Below are 14,884 nucleotides of genomic sequence, written 5' to 3' on the forward strand. Positions count from 1 at the left end.
TTCAATTTATTTTCGTTTATTTTTCTTTGTTTGCACATCAAAACGTTCATCTTCTAGCCAATCAGGCTTTTGAATCTGTGAATTGTTGCGATTTGCCAAATACAACACAAAACGAATCGCTAACACAATAACCATAAAGGTAACAACTGCGGAAATAATCATTGATAAATCATAATTTTCTCTAAACATTAATCCCCTTTAACGACTTTGTTCTACTTGCACATCTACATTATTATGTCCGCTAGAGTTTAAAACTCCCACCAAAGCAACGAATCGTTCAAAGTAACTCTTTTGGTCTCCACGCAACAAAATCGGCGTTTCTCTTGGAATCTTTAAAATTTCGCTTTGGATAGATTCCAAACTCATTGGCGTTTTATCCAAATAATACTGCCCTTGCGCGTCAATCGTAATTTCAACACTTTTCAAAGGCTGCGTGATTTTATCCGAACCTTGCGCTTGCGGAAGTGCAATCGGAATCTTGCCCTGCGCAATAAAAGTCGCGCTTGTCAAAACAATCACCAACAAAACAAGCATAATATCAATAAAGGGCACGATATTAATGCTATCCATTCTCCGAAACCTTTTCATTGCGCGCCTTTATTTGCCTTTTTGTCTTGCATAATCTCCCATTGTGCAACTAAAACTTCACTCTTGCGCATTAAGAGATTATAAAAGATAATACTTGGAATCGCGACAAGCAATCCGCCCGCTGTGGCTTGAAGCGCAAGAGCAAGCCCTGTCATAATATTTGCAGTATCTACCATACCCGATTGCCCAATCTGCACAAAGGTAATGATTATCCCAAACACCGTTCCTAGAAGTCCAACATAAGGAGCATTTGAACCAATTGTCGCAATCAAAGTAAGATTCTTGGAGAGGTCTATTTCTAATTCTATCTTATTAGTATAAAGAATCAATTTGATGTATTTATAAAACAACAATCGCTCCAATGTTGCCCAAAGTGCTACAATGCTCATTAGCAATAAAACACCAATTACTCCATATTCCACCATTTCTTTTAAAGATAATTCCAACTTTTTTCCTTTCTTGCTTTATTATTATCTTCTTTGCATTTCTTTTAAGCTTTGTGCAATTTCTCGTTTTTGGATTTTTTCTTTCAAGGATTCGCGCTTATCGTGCAAATTCTTTCCCTTAGCTAAGGCGATTTCTAATTTTGCCTTATTGCGCGCGTTAAAATAAAGCTTCAACGCCACGATACTCATACCAGAAACTTGACTTTTGCCAAAGAGTTTGTCAATTTCTTTGCGGTGCAAAAGCAATTTGCGCGGACGCTTCTCATCAGGCTTGTAATGTAAATTTGTCGTGGATAAAGTCGCGATATGCGCTTGGAATAAAAACGCCTCTCCTTGAATGATTTTCACAAAACTATCTTTGAGATTCACGCGTCCTGCGCGAATAGATTTTACCTCACTTCCCTTAAGTTCAATCCCTGCTTCCAAACGCTCCAAAATAAAAAAATCAAAAGTCGCCTTTTTGTTTGTTGCGATAATTTTCATTGTGCTGTCCTTGCGGGGTTAAAAGCCTCTTTGAAGTTTTGCGATTCTTTTATTTGAGGTTTTTTGCGCCAAAAACAACTTCCGCTTCCACTTAAAAATAAATCCTTTTTACAATACGATTCCAACTTCGGATAAAGAGCCAAAACAGGAGCTAACAAATCATTATTTTCAAGCGATTTTTTATTCAAAATTTCCTCATTGGACATTTGTAGCCAATTTTGCTTTTTTGTTTGCAAAATCCTTGCTTCATCATAAAAAGAATCGGAATATTTTTGAAAAACTTTTGCGGTGTTGCAATGCAATTTTGGCATAATGATTTCTACTTCAAAAGGCGCAAAATCTTGTGATTCCTTGCCATTTGGACAAGATTCTACTCTCTCTCCTCTGCCCTCAACATTTGCAATCTCCAACCCACTAAGAAAAAATGGCACATCACTCCCAACTTGCGCCCCAATCTCCATAAGAGTTTGCTTATCCAAATCAAGTTGTAATTTTTGAGAAACAACTTGCAAGAAACAAGCCGCATTAGAGCTTCCTCCACCCAATCCTCCGCCGCTTGGTATTTTTTTATCTACCCCTACTTGCAAATGCTCTAATGTCTCTCTTTGCGATTCCGTAAGATAGGGCAAAAGCGCGCAATAAGCCTTATAGATAGTATTTTGCTCCATTGCACAATCAAAAGTGCCCACAACCTTAAAAGCAGTCATACCCCAATAAAAAGTTAATGTATCATAAAGGCTTTTAACTCGCATAAAACGCGATTGCAACAAATGATATTTTGTTCCATTAATGCAAGTTTTGCCAACAATTTTTAAAAATAAATTGATTTTTGCATAGGAAAGATAAGTATTTTTTTGCGTTAAAGAATCGCAAATCATTGTTTTTAGACTTTTTTTCTCGCTGCGACAAGCTTATCAAGCACACTGCTTTGCGCCTGTTGTTGAAGCGATTTTTTGTTTTCTTCAGAAATTGCGAGTTTTAATTCCTCCCGCAAAATCAACAATTCTGGAGGTGCGTCAAAACCAATCTTCACATTGCCTTTATCAATAGAAATGACTTTGATTGTGATGTTATCTCCAATGGTAATACTTTCATTTTCTTTTCTTGATAAAATCAACATAAAGGAATCCTGTTTGCTAAATATTCTAAGTTTTGATTTTGAAATGAAATTATAGAGAAAAAATCCTCAAATTGCACTATATATTTTTCAAATTCATTAATTTTCAATGTTTTTGGGGAAAATTTCTTGCCATCTTGCACCAAAGAGCGCAAAACAAAATCCTTGCGCGCATCTATTTTTTTAAGAGGAAGAATCTCTAAAGGATTAAGCGCTTTTTCTCCCTCATAATGCAATCCTCCTTCGCTAATGCGTTCTAAATAACTAAGTGAGCCAATGCAACCTAGCTTTTTGGCAATCAATTCCCCCAAAGAACGAATATAAGCCCCCTCACTCACCCACGCTTTAAAGCTCACAAAAGGGTGCGTATAGTTTAAAAACTCTATTTTTAAAACTTGCATTGTTTGTTCTTTTAAATGTTGTTCCAAAAGCTCCTCTTGTCCATCTCGCGCTAATTTGTAAGCCTGCGTGCCTTGAATCTTTTTGGCACTATATTTTGGAGGCACAAAATTCACAATCCCCACAAAATCCTGCAAAACAGATTCTATTTTTTCTTGAGAAAATGGCGATACATAGTGCAATGTGCGTATATTTTCTAAATCTAGCGAATCACTCTGTAATCCTAGCCAAAGTGTCGCTTGATAAACTTTAGGAGATTTTTCCAAATAAGGAAAAAGTCTCGTGTATTGACCAAATGCCACGAGCAATGCACCACAAGCAAAAGGATCTAAGATTCCGCTAAAGCCTGCTTTTTTCTCGCCAAAACGATGTTTTAAAGAACTTAAATAATGATTAGAAGAAACAAAAAGAGGTTTTTTTGCAACAAAAATACGATTCAAACTTTAAAATCCTCATTTATTTTGATAAAATTTGCACTTTAAAATTCAAATAATTAGTGAGAATTCATAAATGCAAAGTAAGATTCTAACATTTTTTCTTTTAAGTGTCAGTTTGTGGATTTTTGCTGCTTGTGCAAAATCTCCTTTAGCAAATCCCAACCTACCCTATCCTAAGATTATTTATGTAGAATCGCACAACACAGATGTTGTTCCGCAAGACTTTGCAGATACTTTTATCAACCGCTTCAAGATTCTTTATGCGCAAGCTCCAAATTTAAATTTACAAGAAGTAAGATTTTATTTTACGGATTATTACAACGAATCTAGGGAAGAATTTTCTCCTATGGCTTCTTTTAGCCTTGTGCCGCGTTATTTGCTGCAACTGCACGCGCAAGTCATTACCGCTTCGCATACGCAAGACTTCACGCAAAGTTATCGGATTCCTGTAATAGGCTTTAATCCACCCTATTCACAAGATTTTGATGGCTTAATCTTAAAAATCTTACAAGAATAATTGATGATAGAGAATCCCTACATTGATACTTACCGCGATACGCAAACTATTACACGCACTTTTAATGCCCTAAAAACATTAAGTAAAAATTTAACAAAACCTTTAAAAATTATGGAAGTTTGTGGCGGACATACACATACAATTATGAAATACGCCTTACCAGAACTTTTGCCTGATAAAATAGAATTTGTGCATGGACCGGGCTGTCCTGTGTGTGTAATGCCAAAAAATCGGATTGATTGTGCTTATAAAATTGCAAGCCAAAAAGATGTGATTTTAGTTACGCTTGGAGATATGATTAAAGTGCCCGGAAGCTATGGAAGCCTACAAAACGCAAGAGCAAAAGGACTTGATGTGCGTTTTGTTTATTCTCCTTTGGAGGTTTTAAAAATTGCCAAAGAGAATCCCACAAAACGTGTCGTGTATTTTGCTATTGGTTTTGAGACGACAACCCCAATGTCTGCCGCGCTCTTAGAGCGGGTTATCGCTTTGGGATTCCACAATATTTCGCTGCATTGCAATCACGTTTTAGTGCCACCTCCCCTTGAGGCAATTTTAAGCGCACCAGATTGCCAGATTGGCGCATTGCTAGCACCTTCTCACGTGAGTGTGATTACAGGCTCTCAAATCTACCAACCTCTTTTGGAAAAATTTAAGATTCCTATTGTGGTTTGCGGATTTGAGCCCGTAGATGTAGGAGAAAGCCTTTTAAGCATTGTCCAACAAGTGCTACACAAAACACCCAAAATAGAAACGCAGTATGCACGCAGCGTAACTGCACAAGGCAATCTAAAGGCTCAAGAACTTGTCCAACATTATTTTGAACTAGACGATAGCTTTTATTGGCGCGGACTTGGAGAGATTCCTCATTCCTCTTTGCGTCTCAAAAAAGAGTTTGCAAACTACGACGCAAGCATTCTTTTCAAAGAACATTTAGGCGGAATCGCAAAGGAAGAGCATAAGGGTTGCTTATGTGGAGAGATTCTAAAGGGAAACAAAAAGCCTTTTGATTGCAAACTTTTTGGTAAATTTTGCAATCCACAAAATCCCTTAGGAAGTTGTATGGTTAGCAGCGAAGGGGCTTGTGCTGCGTATTATAAATATCAAGGAATGCGCCCTGCTTGATTTAACTCCTCAAACGCAAGATTTCTTAGTTTGCGCAGCAGAAAATTATTTGCAATATATGCAAGCTTATGATAAGGGTTTTGAGATTGTCAAGATTCAAAGTATTTCCAAAGATATTTTTGGATTGAGCTTACAGCTAGAATACAAGCTTAAAAGCACAGAAAGCCTGATTTTGCGTACTTCATCAGAGGAATTTATATTAGAGAAAGAATCCGAAGACGAGATTAGCATTCTCTCCTATGATGAAAAATCCAAAGTGCTTAGTTTAAGTGTGGAAGAAAGGCTTTGTAAAAAGTTATTCTCACAAAGAGAATCGCTGCAACTTATTTCGGATTTAAAATTCCTCGTTCAAAATGTCATCAATTTCTATCTCCAAGAACATACCTTAAAGCTTCCTACGATTCCACCTCTTTTGAAGCCTGACATTGAATCCTTAAAAGACTTGCCAACTCCACCGCATTTAGAACAGCTCCGCGCGCTTCAAGGAATCTTTGAAACTCCCTTTTGCTATGTTTGGGGGGCTGCGGGTAGTGGCAAAACAAAAGTCGTGCTTTTGCACGCTCTTGCGTTTTATCTCAAGGCAAATTGCAAAGTGGCGATTCTCGCTCCGACAAACAACGCACTAGAACAATGCTTAACAACTCTAATTTCCAATTTAGATGAAATCGGAATTGAAACTTCTAAAATCTTAAGACTTGGCACTCCTAGCCAAAGATTCGCCGAAAATTTCCCTAAAAATTGTGATTTGTTGCTAGAGAATAAAGCTATAGATTATAAAAAATCCTTGCAAGATTCCTTAGTTGTCGCAATGACTTTGGATACTTTTTTGCGCAGAAGTGATTTGCATACAATAGACTTTAAACATTTTTTCATTGATGAAGCAGGTTTTTCACCGCTGATAAAAACTCTGCCCCTATGCGCGTTTAACAAACCCATTACACTGCTAGGAGACCATAAACAACTCCAACCTGTGTGTATATTAAATTCTACTCATCTCAAAGAATCGCAATGGAAACCCTCAAGATTATGGCAGTATTCTTCGCTTTTTATGGAAAAATTTTTCAAGGCTCAAGGGGATTTTGAAGAGGAAAATTTCTTTTTGGATTCCACCTCTCCTAGCGAAAATCCTCCAATTTCGCAAGTTTTTACTTTGACACAAACCTATCGTTATGGTAATAATCTCGCGCATTTGCTCAATGCCTATATTTATAAAAACAACCTTCAAGGTTTAAACGCAAAAACTTATTTGCACTGCTTAGACATTTCACAAATGCCAAAAACACAGCCTTTAGATAAGGCAAACTATAATGAAGCCTTGCAATGTTGCAATTTAGCGCGTGAATTTCTAAACGCACATCAAGATTTTGCGATTCTCACACCTTTTGTAAATCAGAGGCAATTAATCCTAAAAACAATGCCTGCGCTTTATAAAGAAGAATGCGTTTGGACGATTCATTCCTCACAAGGACAAGAATTTGATTATGTTCTTTTTTCCCCTGTCATCTTGCATTATCATCTGAATGATTCTAGCAATCAAAAAGCACTTTTTGCGCTCAATGTTGCCTTTTCGCGGGCTAAAAAGGGAATTATTTTAATTTGCGATAAAACCTATTGGTTAAAACAAAAAAATCAATTTTTAAGTCAATTAGTGCAAATTGCCAAACCTTATAATAAAAATTTTTTGATATAATCAGAATTTTATTATAAGGCGTAGAATGAATGGTTTTTTGGTTGGATTAAATGCGCAAAAAAAGCGCGGTTTAATTGAGCAGGCACACAACAAACGCAAATTTGAATTTGACTTACGCGTATGGGACGGAGATTTCAAAGAAATTACGCCCAATATGGAAGTAGAATTTGAACTCACAGACGACAAGAAACAAGTGAGTGTTGTGCGTCCTAAAAAAGTTCCGCTAGAGGAATTTGTGATTCACCAAACTAAAAGTATAAAAGATTGTATTTATGATTATTTTGGTGGAACTGAAAATCTCATCAAACATTATGAAAAAGACATTAACTCCAATAAAGATTTGGATTTTTTACGCATTAAAAGATTCTTATTTACGGCTTATAATGACCTTTTTGAGCTAGATAGCACGATTCCAAACTTGGCTTTAAGCAACCTTAAATCCGAGCTTGGAAAATTAGACAGAGAATATGAATCTTTTATCAAAAAATCGTCTTATCCTCCACAATATTCTTATGAAAAAATATTTCTTGCACATCAAATTGAATTTGTTAAAAATGAAGAATTAATCCAAACCACTCAATCTATCATCAAAAGCACTGCAATCCAGCAAGCTTCTATGGGAGAGGCACTTAAAAATATGGAAAATCAATTTGCTGCACGGCACGACAAAGGTAGTGCAAGCTATCTCCAAGCACAAAACAACCTCAAAAACTTCCGCAAACGTTATGTGGATTTACTACATTATCTCTCCCAACAAAAGGAAAAATTAGCCAAAATTACTAAAGCGGGAGAAGAATTTTCAGAAAAGTTTTTTGAACCTTTTTTGAAAAATTATTTGCCTCTCACAAAAGAATTGAAAAAAGACTTTATTAAGCTTTTAAATGCCAAAGCGTATGATTTAGACTTTTTATTGTGGCAGAGGGCAAAACGAAGCCTAAGCGTGCGAAGATTCTTTATTGAAGCAGGAATCACAGGCACTTATAGCTCTAAAACATTCTTGAAATATTTTTTGCGCAGCTTAGACCATAATAAGATTCGCAAAGAAACCAAAGGGCTTTTTGATTTACTTAAATACCTTGAAGCTTTTTCTAAGAGAAATATTTTGTTGATTCAAGAAGACCCCAAAGATGGCAAATATTACAAAGAATACCTAAAAAATTTTGACAGCGATTTACAAGTTTCTACCTCCAGCGACCCGCGAGACAATCTGCGTTTATCTCAACCATTGGAGTTTCATGTTGTTGTAATGGAATGGGAAGTCAAGGAAATGGATATTTTGACTTTCCGACAAAAATATATTGAAATGTTTAAGGATTCTGTCGGGATTCCTGTTTTTTGCGCCATTATATCCAAAGGAATAAGTGAAGAAACCCTGCAAAATGCTAAAAAAGAAGGAATCTCTTATTTTGTTACTAAGGGCAGCACAGACCAATTTATTGATATGATGCGTATGATTTTGTAAATTTTACACCTTTTAGGCTAAATTTTGCTACAATAGCAAAATTATTTTACTTGTAGGGCATTTAGATGACTTTTAACACCACGCTTGATTCTATTAAAACCTATGAAGCAGGGAAACCTATTGAGCTCGTTGTCAGAGAATTTGGAATCCCAGAAAATGAAATCGTCAAACTTGCTTCCAATGAAAATCCTCTGGGGGCTAGCCCAAAAGCAATAGAAGCAATCATTCAAAATGCTTGCAATGCACATTTATATCCTGATGATTCTATGTTTGCTTTAAAGGAAGCATTAAGCCAGTTCTACAAAGTCCAAAGCAACGAAATCATTATCGGCTCGGGAAGCGACCAAATCATTGAATTTTGTATCCACGCTAAAGCCAATCACAAAAGTAAAATCCTAATGGCAAAAACCACTTTTGCGATGTATGAAGTTTATGCCAAAGCCGTAGGGGCAGAAGTCATTCGCACAGCAAGTCATCAACACAATTTAAAGGAATTTTTAGAATCTTATCGGCAACACAAACCAGAAATAATTTTTTTATGTATTCCCAACAATCCTTTAGGGGAATGCTTGGATTCAAAAGAAACTTTTGATTTCTTACAACAAATAGATGAAAATTGTCTCATTGTGATTGACGGAGCTTATCAAGAATACGCAAAAGCAAAAGATTCCGCTAAGGCTATCAATCCAAAAATCCTTATTGAGACATTTCCTAACGCAATTTATCTAGGAACATTTTCAAAAGCCTATGGATTGGGCGGTATGCGTATAGGTTATGGAATCGCACAACAAGAGATTATCCAAGCCCTCTTGAAACTTCGCCCGCCTTTTAATCTCACCACCTTATCTCTAGCAGCGGCACTTGAAGCATTAAGAGACCAAGAGCATATTCAAAAAAGCCTCCAAAACAACCTAATGCAAATGCCTAGTTTTGAGAATTTTGCTAAGGAAAAAGGATTTTTATATACTCCAAGTTATACCAACTTTATTACCTATTATTTTGAATCTCCACTAGATTCTACACAAATTGCAGATTATTTATTGCAAAAAGGTATGATTATTAGGAATCTTGCTTCTTATGGTCTCAATGCAATTCGTATTACATTAGGAACACACGAACAAAACAAGAAATTTTTTACATTATTTGAACAATATTTAGACAAAAGATAGGATTAAGCATTGGATTTAAAAGCATTATTTGAACAAATTAGAAACCTTTATAAAAAACTTAATCAAAAACAAAAAATCGTCATTCTCGCAACTATTGTTGCCGTAGTTGGCTTTATTGCCGCTCTTGTTGTTTGGAATTCCACCAATAAAGCAGGAGTATTATATCCGGGCTATGCGGTATTGTTTGAAGGTGTAAGTCCAGAAGATGGCGCACTAATTGTCCAACAGCTTCAGCAAGATAGAATCCCTTACAAAATCCCAAAAGACAATACAATTCTAATTCCTCAAGAGTCTGTCTATGAACAGAGAATGAAATTAGCAAGCAATGGAATCCCAAAAAGTAGCAAAATTGGATTTGAAATTTTTGATACTAAAGATTTTGGAGCGACAGATTTTGACCAACGCATTAAATATTTACGCGCATTAGAGGGAGAATTATCGCGCACGATTGAGAGCCTCGCACCCATTCAAAAAGCCACAGTGCATTTAGCGCAACCAGAAAAAACCGTGTTTGTAAGCGAGCAAACACCGCCTACGGCTTCTGTTGTCCTTGCTTTTAAACCCGCCCAAAGTTTAACACCCAAACAGATTTCAGGAATCAAAAATATCGTCTCCTCTGCGATTCCAAATTTAACTATTGAAAATGTTGAAGTCGTAAATGAAAAGGGTGAGCCGCTAAGCGAATTAGATGAACTAGGAGGAGCAAGGGAGCTTGCCGCAGCACAACTACGTTATAAAACCAATTTTGAACAAACTTTAGAAGAAAAAATTGTTAATATTCTAGCTCCTATCACAGGCGGGAGAGAGGGCGTAGTAGCAAAGGTTACAGCAGAATTTGACTTCGCGCAAAAAGAAAGCACACAGGAATATTATGACCCAAACAATGTCGTGCGTAGCATTCAAGATTTAGAAGAAAAACGTGAGGGATTCCGACCAAAAGAAATTGGGGGAGTGCCCGGAGTTGTGAGCAACATCGGACCTGTGCAGGGCTTAGAAGACGATGACACGAAAGAAAAATATGAAAAAACCCAAAACACGACCAACTTTGAAATTAGTAAAACAATTTCCAATATCAAAGGAGAGTTTGCTACGATTCGCAGGCTTTCTGCTGCAGTTGTCGTAGATGGTAAATACTCCAAACAATTAGATGAAGAAGGGGTAGAAAAACTAGAATATACTGCTCTCAATGATGAGGAAATGGAACAAATTTCAGCTCTTGTGCGTCAAGCCATTGGTTACAGCCAACAAAGAGGCGATGAAGTTTCCGTCAGCAATTTTCAATTAAATGGACAATTATCCGGATTCAAAGCGCGCACACCTTTAGAAAGATTCCTAGAAACTGCATCTGCACTTTTAGCGCCTTTTATGCCTCTGCTAAAATACGCTATTGTGGGCTTGATTCTATTTTTCTTTTACAAAAAAGTCATTGTGCCTTTCAGCGAGCGTATGCTTGAAGCAAGAGCAGACGAGGAAGAAGAGCTTGAATCTCTTATCAAAATTGATGAAGATGAAGAAGAAAATAGCGACCGACTTAATGAAGTGCGGCGCAGAATTGAAGACCAACTTGGCTTTGGTAGCGGAAATGAAGATGAGATTAAATACAATGTTTTATTAGAAAAAATCAAGGAAATTGCAATGGAAAAACCAGCCGAACTTGCAAATCTTTTTCAAACCCTAGTGCATGATGAACTTGGGCTTGATAATATGGGTGGAGGAGGAAAACACTAATGCCTTCAATTACATTAAGTCCGCGACAACAAGCACAATACGATGAATTTTCAATGGCGGAAAAAATCGCGATTCTGCTTGTGCAATTAGGTGATGAAATCACAGGTGAGATTTTTTCAAATTTAGATTTGGATTCTATTACTGAAGTTTCTAAATATATTGCGCAAAATTCAGGAATAGACAAGGCGCTTGGTGGAGCAGTCTTAGAGGAATTTTATGCTATTTTTCAATCCAATCAATACATCTCCACAGGCGGTTTTGAATACGCCAAAGAATTGCTTTATCGCACATTGGGACCAGAAGCAGCAAAAAAGGTTTTGGACAAGCTTGCCAAATCTATGCAATCCTCCCAAAACTTTGCTTATCTTTCGCGTGTGCGCCCGCAACAATTATCTGATTTTATTATTCACGAACACCCACAAACCATTGCTCTTATCCTAGCGCATATGGACCCGACCAATGCGGCAGAAACATTAAACTTTTTCTCCGATGATTTGCGCGCAGAAATTGCGATTCGTATGGCAAACTTAGGCGATATTTCCCCCAATGTCGTTAAGCGCGTTTCTACCGTGTTGGAAAACAAATTAGAATCACTCACAAGCTACAAAGTAGAAGTGGGTGGAATCCGCGCAGTTGCAGAGGTTTTCAACCGCTTAGGACAAAAGGCAGCCAAAGCAACGATTGCTTATATTGAGCAGATTGACGACCAATTAGCTGCTGCTATTAAAGAGATGATGTTTACTTTTGAAGATATTGAAAAATTAGACAACAATGCAATTCGTGAGATTCTTAAAATCATTGACAAAAAAGACCTCATTTTGGCTCTTAAAGCTTCTCCAGAGGAGTTAAAACAAAAATTTATGTCCAATATGTCCCAAAGGGCAGGAGAACAATTCTTAGAGGAAATGCAATTTTTAGGTGCAGTAAAAGTTAAAGATGTAGAGGCAGCTCAACGTAGAATTGTAGAAACCGTCCAATCACTTTCAGAGCAAGGCATAATCCAAATCGGCGAACAAGAGGATACCATTGAATAATATTAACGAACATGAAAATATCATTACAGAGGCACACAAAGAGAGGCACGATATTAAAAAATACAATTTTAGAAATATGGAAATTTCTAAAAAATCAGAAAAACAGACACAATCTAATGCAGAACCACAAGCAGTTGAGGCTCCCCAACCCACTATGCAAGTTGCAGAAACACCTAAACCAGCAGAACCAAGCATTGATGCACCTGCACTGAAGCTTTTTGAAACCGAAGTGATTGATAAAATCCTACAAAAAAGCGACCAGCTAGCACAATCTTTGCAAAAATTACAAGAACAATTTGACAAACAGGAAAAAGAAATTAACGAAAAGGTTAATGCAGCTAAAATAGAAGCTAAAGAGCAAGGCGTCAATGAGGGCTACAAACAAGCCAAACAAGAATTAGAAACACAAATCAATAGCCAAAAAGAACTTTATGCTTTGAGCATTCAGCGCATTGATAACAATATTGCAGAATCCAAAAACCATATTCTAAGCCTAGAAAAAGAGCTAAGTTCTATTGCACTAGATATTGCCAAAGAAGTGATTTCCGCAGAAATCAGCACCAATAGTGCAAAAATCGCTTCCTCTTTAGCACGCACCCTTTTGCAAGATTTATCACAAAATACACAAGTAACCCTAAAAGTCTTTCCCGGTGATTTAGAAGACCTCAAAGAATCCCTTAAGGATTTGAATTACATTACCTTGGAAGCCGACCAAGCAATCGCCAAAGGAGGCGTTGTGATTTTAAGTAGTGAGGGAAATATTGATGGGGATATTTTCACGCGTTTTGAAACCTTAAAAAAATCCATTTTGGAGAATAAACTATAATGCCTTTAGATTCTAAATACTTGGAGCTTTTACGTCAAGAGGAATTTAACGAAGAAGATTTTGTTTCTCTAAATCATCTTGCTCAAAAAATGCGCAATAGAATCTTAGAGGTTGTTTCTAAAAATGGCGGACATTTAAGTTCTACTTTAGGTGCAGTTGAACTCATCATCGGTATGCATTGTGTTTTTGAAAATCCAAGCGACCCTTTCATCTTTGATGTCAGTCATCAAGCCTATGCACACAAACTCCTAACAGGACGTTGGGATTCCTTTGAGACTTTGCGGCAAAAAGGTGGCATTAGTGGTTTTACTAAGCCAAGCGAAAGCAATCAAGATTATTTTATTGCTGGACATAGCTCCACCTCTATTTCTTTAGGTGTAGGAGTTGCTAAAGCCTTTTACCTCAAAAAAGCAAGCAATATTCCTGTTGTTTTAATTGGCGATGGTGCAATGAGTGCAGGGCTTGCCTATGAAGCACTTAACGAGCTTGGCGACCGCAAGTATCCTATGGTAATTATTCTAAACGACAACGAAATGAGTATCGCAGAACCTATTGGGGCAATCAGTAAATATCTCTCCCAAACGATTGCGGGAAAATTCACTCAAAACATCAAAAACAAAATCGGAAATGTTATCAATAATATGCCCAATGCCACTTATCTTGCTAAACGATTTGAAGAATCTATCAAGTTAATCACTCCCGGAATGCTCTTTGAGGAGCTTGGATTAGACTATATCGGACCTATTGATGGGCACAACCTCAAAGAAATTATTAAAGCCTTGCGCCTTGCTAAAAGCATTCAAAAACCTATCGTTGTGCACGCTCAAACCCTCAAAGGCAAAGGTTATCCCATTGCGGAAGGACATTTAGAGCAATGGCACGGCGTCAGCCCATTTGATAGACAAAATGGCACAGCATTAGCCAAAAATAGCACAAAATCCCCAACGCAAATCTTTTCCCAAACTTTGCTAGAAATCGCCAAGGAGGATTCTAGAGTCGTTGGAATCACTGCAGCAATGCCCAGTGGCACAGGGCTTGATTTGCTCATTAAAGCATTCCCAGAAAGATTTTGGGATGTTGCCATAGCCGAACAGCACGCAACAACACAAGCAAGTTCGCTTGCCAAAGAAGGCTTTAAACCTTTTGTTGTGATTTATTCTACCTTTTTGCAACGCGCATTTGACCAAATCATTCACGATGTAGGCATTATGCAAATGCCTGTAAAATTTGCCATTGACCGCGCAGGAATCGTGGGAGAGGACGGAGAAACACATCAAGGTGTCTTTGATATTGCTTATTTGAATATGATTCCACATTTTGTGCTTTTTGCCCCTAGAGACCAAGCGACTTTGGAATCTGCCGTGCATTTTGCACATCATTTCTCAAGCGCACCCTGCGCCTTTAGATACCCAAGAAAATCTTTTAAGCTAGGCGAAAATCTTTTTGCACCTACGCCTTTTACACTAGGCAAACTAGAGATTCTTAGGAATTCTCAAAGCGAAATTTTACTACTTGGTTACGGCAATGGTGTGGGACGAGCCTATGAGTGTTTATTGGAATTAGAAAAACAAAACATTCTTTGTAGTCTCGTAGATTTGCGATTCGTTAAGCCATTGGACAAAGAAGTGTTGCTTACTCTTAGCAAGAATCATAAAAAATGGTTTATCTTTAGTGATAGCGCAAAAATTGGTGGTGTGGGACAAATTCTAAGTGCTTTTGCGCAAGAAAATAATTTACAAATAAAAATTCATTCGTTTGAGTTTGAAGACGATTTTATCCCACACGGCAAAGCAGAGGAAATAGAAGAGCAGTTAGGATTAGATACTCCTCATCTCACACAACAAATCCTACAATACATATAAG

At 37.2% G+C, this 14,884-nt stretch carries 16 protein-coding genes; 9 read left to right on the top strand and 7 right to left on the bottom strand.

Translation table 11 applies throughout. The features are described from left to right. Positions 1-6: 6 nt before the first annotated feature. From K2N75_RS04645 to truB, 7 genes are read right to left on the bottom strand one after another with little or no spacing between them, the layout of a single operon-like run. Positions 7-189 (bottom strand): hypothetical protein, encoded by a 183-nt coding sequence (locus K2N75_RS04645; RefSeq protein WP_297679819.1) that lies wholly within the window; start codon positions 187-189, stop codon positions 7-9. Positions 190-198: 9 nt separating this feature from the next. Continuing rightward, positions 199-588, bottom strand: coding sequence for a biopolymer transporter ExbD (locus tag K2N75_RS04650; protein ID WP_297679820.1), 390 nt, complete (start codon positions 586-588; stop codon positions 199-201). Continuing rightward, positions 585-1,013, bottom strand: a complete 429-nt coding sequence (exbB, locus tag K2N75_RS04655; protein WP_297679847.1) for a TonB-system energizer ExbB — start codon at positions 1,011-1,013, stop codon at positions 585-587. Before exbB ends, K2N75_RS04650 begins: the two co-directional genes overlap by 4 nt. Before the next feature lie 45 nt (positions 1,014-1,058). Beyond that, a complete protein-coding gene (gene smpB, locus K2N75_RS04660) occupies positions 1,059-1,517 on the bottom strand; it encodes an SsrA-binding protein SmpB (protein ID WP_115550745.1) in 459 nt (152 codons plus the stop codon). Further along, positions 1,514-2,395: a 4-(cytidine 5'-diphospho)-2-C-methyl-D-erythritol kinase gene (locus K2N75_RS04665; protein WP_297679821.1), complete on the bottom strand. Its 882-nt coding sequence runs from the start codon at positions 2,393-2,395 to the stop codon at positions 1,514-1,516. Before K2N75_RS04665 ends, smpB begins: the two co-directional genes overlap by 4 nt. Positions 2,396-2,400: 5 nt before the next feature. Beyond that, positions 2,401-2,637, bottom strand: a complete 237-nt coding sequence (csrA, locus tag K2N75_RS04670) for a carbon storage regulator CsrA (protein ID WP_297679822.1) — start codon at positions 2,635-2,637, stop codon at positions 2,401-2,403. After that, complete coding sequence (gene truB, locus K2N75_RS04675; protein ID WP_297679823.1) at positions 2,631-3,473, bottom strand: tRNA pseudouridine(55) synthase TruB; 843 nt, start codon at positions 3,471-3,473, stop codon at positions 2,631-2,633. The genes csrA and truB overlap by 7 nt, the downstream gene beginning before the upstream one ends. Positions 3,474-3,543: 70 nt before the next feature. On the opposite strand from truB, the gene K2N75_RS04680 reads away from it, so the two are divergent. From K2N75_RS04680 to dxs, 9 genes are all read left to right on the top strand, one after another. After that, positions 3,544-3,987, top strand: coding sequence for a hypothetical protein (locus tag K2N75_RS04680; protein ID WP_297679824.1), 444 nt, complete (start codon positions 3,544-3,546; stop codon positions 3,985-3,987). Between the two features lie 3 nt (positions 3,988-3,990). Continuing rightward, positions 3,991-5,112: a hydrogenase formation protein HypD gene (hypD, locus tag K2N75_RS04685; RefSeq protein WP_297679825.1), complete on the top strand. Its 1,122-nt coding sequence runs from the start codon at positions 3,991-3,993 to the stop codon at positions 5,110-5,112. After that, positions 5,072-6,802: an AAA domain-containing protein gene (locus K2N75_RS04690; RefSeq protein WP_297679826.1), complete on the top strand. Its 1,731-nt coding sequence runs from the start codon at positions 5,072-5,074 to the stop codon at positions 6,800-6,802. Before hypD ends, K2N75_RS04690 begins: the two co-directional genes overlap by 41 nt. 25 nt (positions 6,803-6,827) lie before the next feature. Then, positions 6,828-8,264 carry a hypothetical protein gene (locus K2N75_RS04695; protein WP_297679827.1) on the top strand — a complete coding sequence of 479 codons (1,437 nt, stop codon included), beginning with the start codon at positions 6,828-6,830 and terminating at the stop codon, positions 8,262-8,264. A gap of 65 nt (positions 8,265-8,329) precedes the next feature. Continuing rightward, positions 8,330-9,433 carry a histidinol-phosphate transaminase gene (gene hisC, locus K2N75_RS04700; protein WP_297679828.1) on the top strand — a complete coding sequence of 368 codons (1,104 nt, stop codon included), beginning with the start codon at positions 8,330-8,332 and terminating at the stop codon, positions 9,431-9,433. A gap of 9 nt (positions 9,434-9,442) precedes the next feature. Continuing rightward, the gene (fliF, locus tag K2N75_RS04705) at positions 9,443-11,161 is read left to right on the top strand and encodes a flagellar basal-body MS-ring/collar protein FliF (RefSeq protein WP_297679829.1); all 1,719 of its coding nucleotides are present in this window, start codon (positions 9,443-9,445) and stop codon (positions 11,159-11,161) included. Further along, a complete protein-coding gene (gene fliG, locus K2N75_RS04710) occupies positions 11,161-12,195 on the top strand; it encodes a flagellar motor switch protein FliG (RefSeq protein ID WP_115550754.1) in 1,035 nt (344 codons plus the stop codon). The genes fliF and fliG overlap by 1 nt, the downstream gene beginning before the upstream one ends. Beyond that, positions 12,188-13,021, top strand: coding sequence for a flagellar assembly protein FliH (gene fliH / locus K2N75_RS04715; protein WP_297679830.1), 834 nt, complete (start codon positions 12,188-12,190; stop codon positions 13,019-13,021). Before fliG ends, fliH begins: the two co-directional genes overlap by 8 nt. Then, positions 13,021-14,883 carry a 1-deoxy-D-xylulose-5-phosphate synthase gene (gene dxs / locus K2N75_RS04720; RefSeq protein ID WP_297679831.1) on the top strand — a complete coding sequence of 621 codons (1,863 nt, stop codon included), beginning with the start codon at positions 13,021-13,023 and terminating at the stop codon, positions 14,881-14,883. Before fliH ends, dxs begins: the two co-directional genes overlap by 1 nt. The last annotated feature ends 1 nt before the right edge of the window (position 14,884 follow it).

It is taken from the genome of Helicobacter sp., assembly GCF_029067145.1.
Taxonomy (GTDB): domain Bacteria; phylum Campylobacterota; class Campylobacteria; order Campylobacterales; family Helicobacteraceae; genus Helicobacter_D.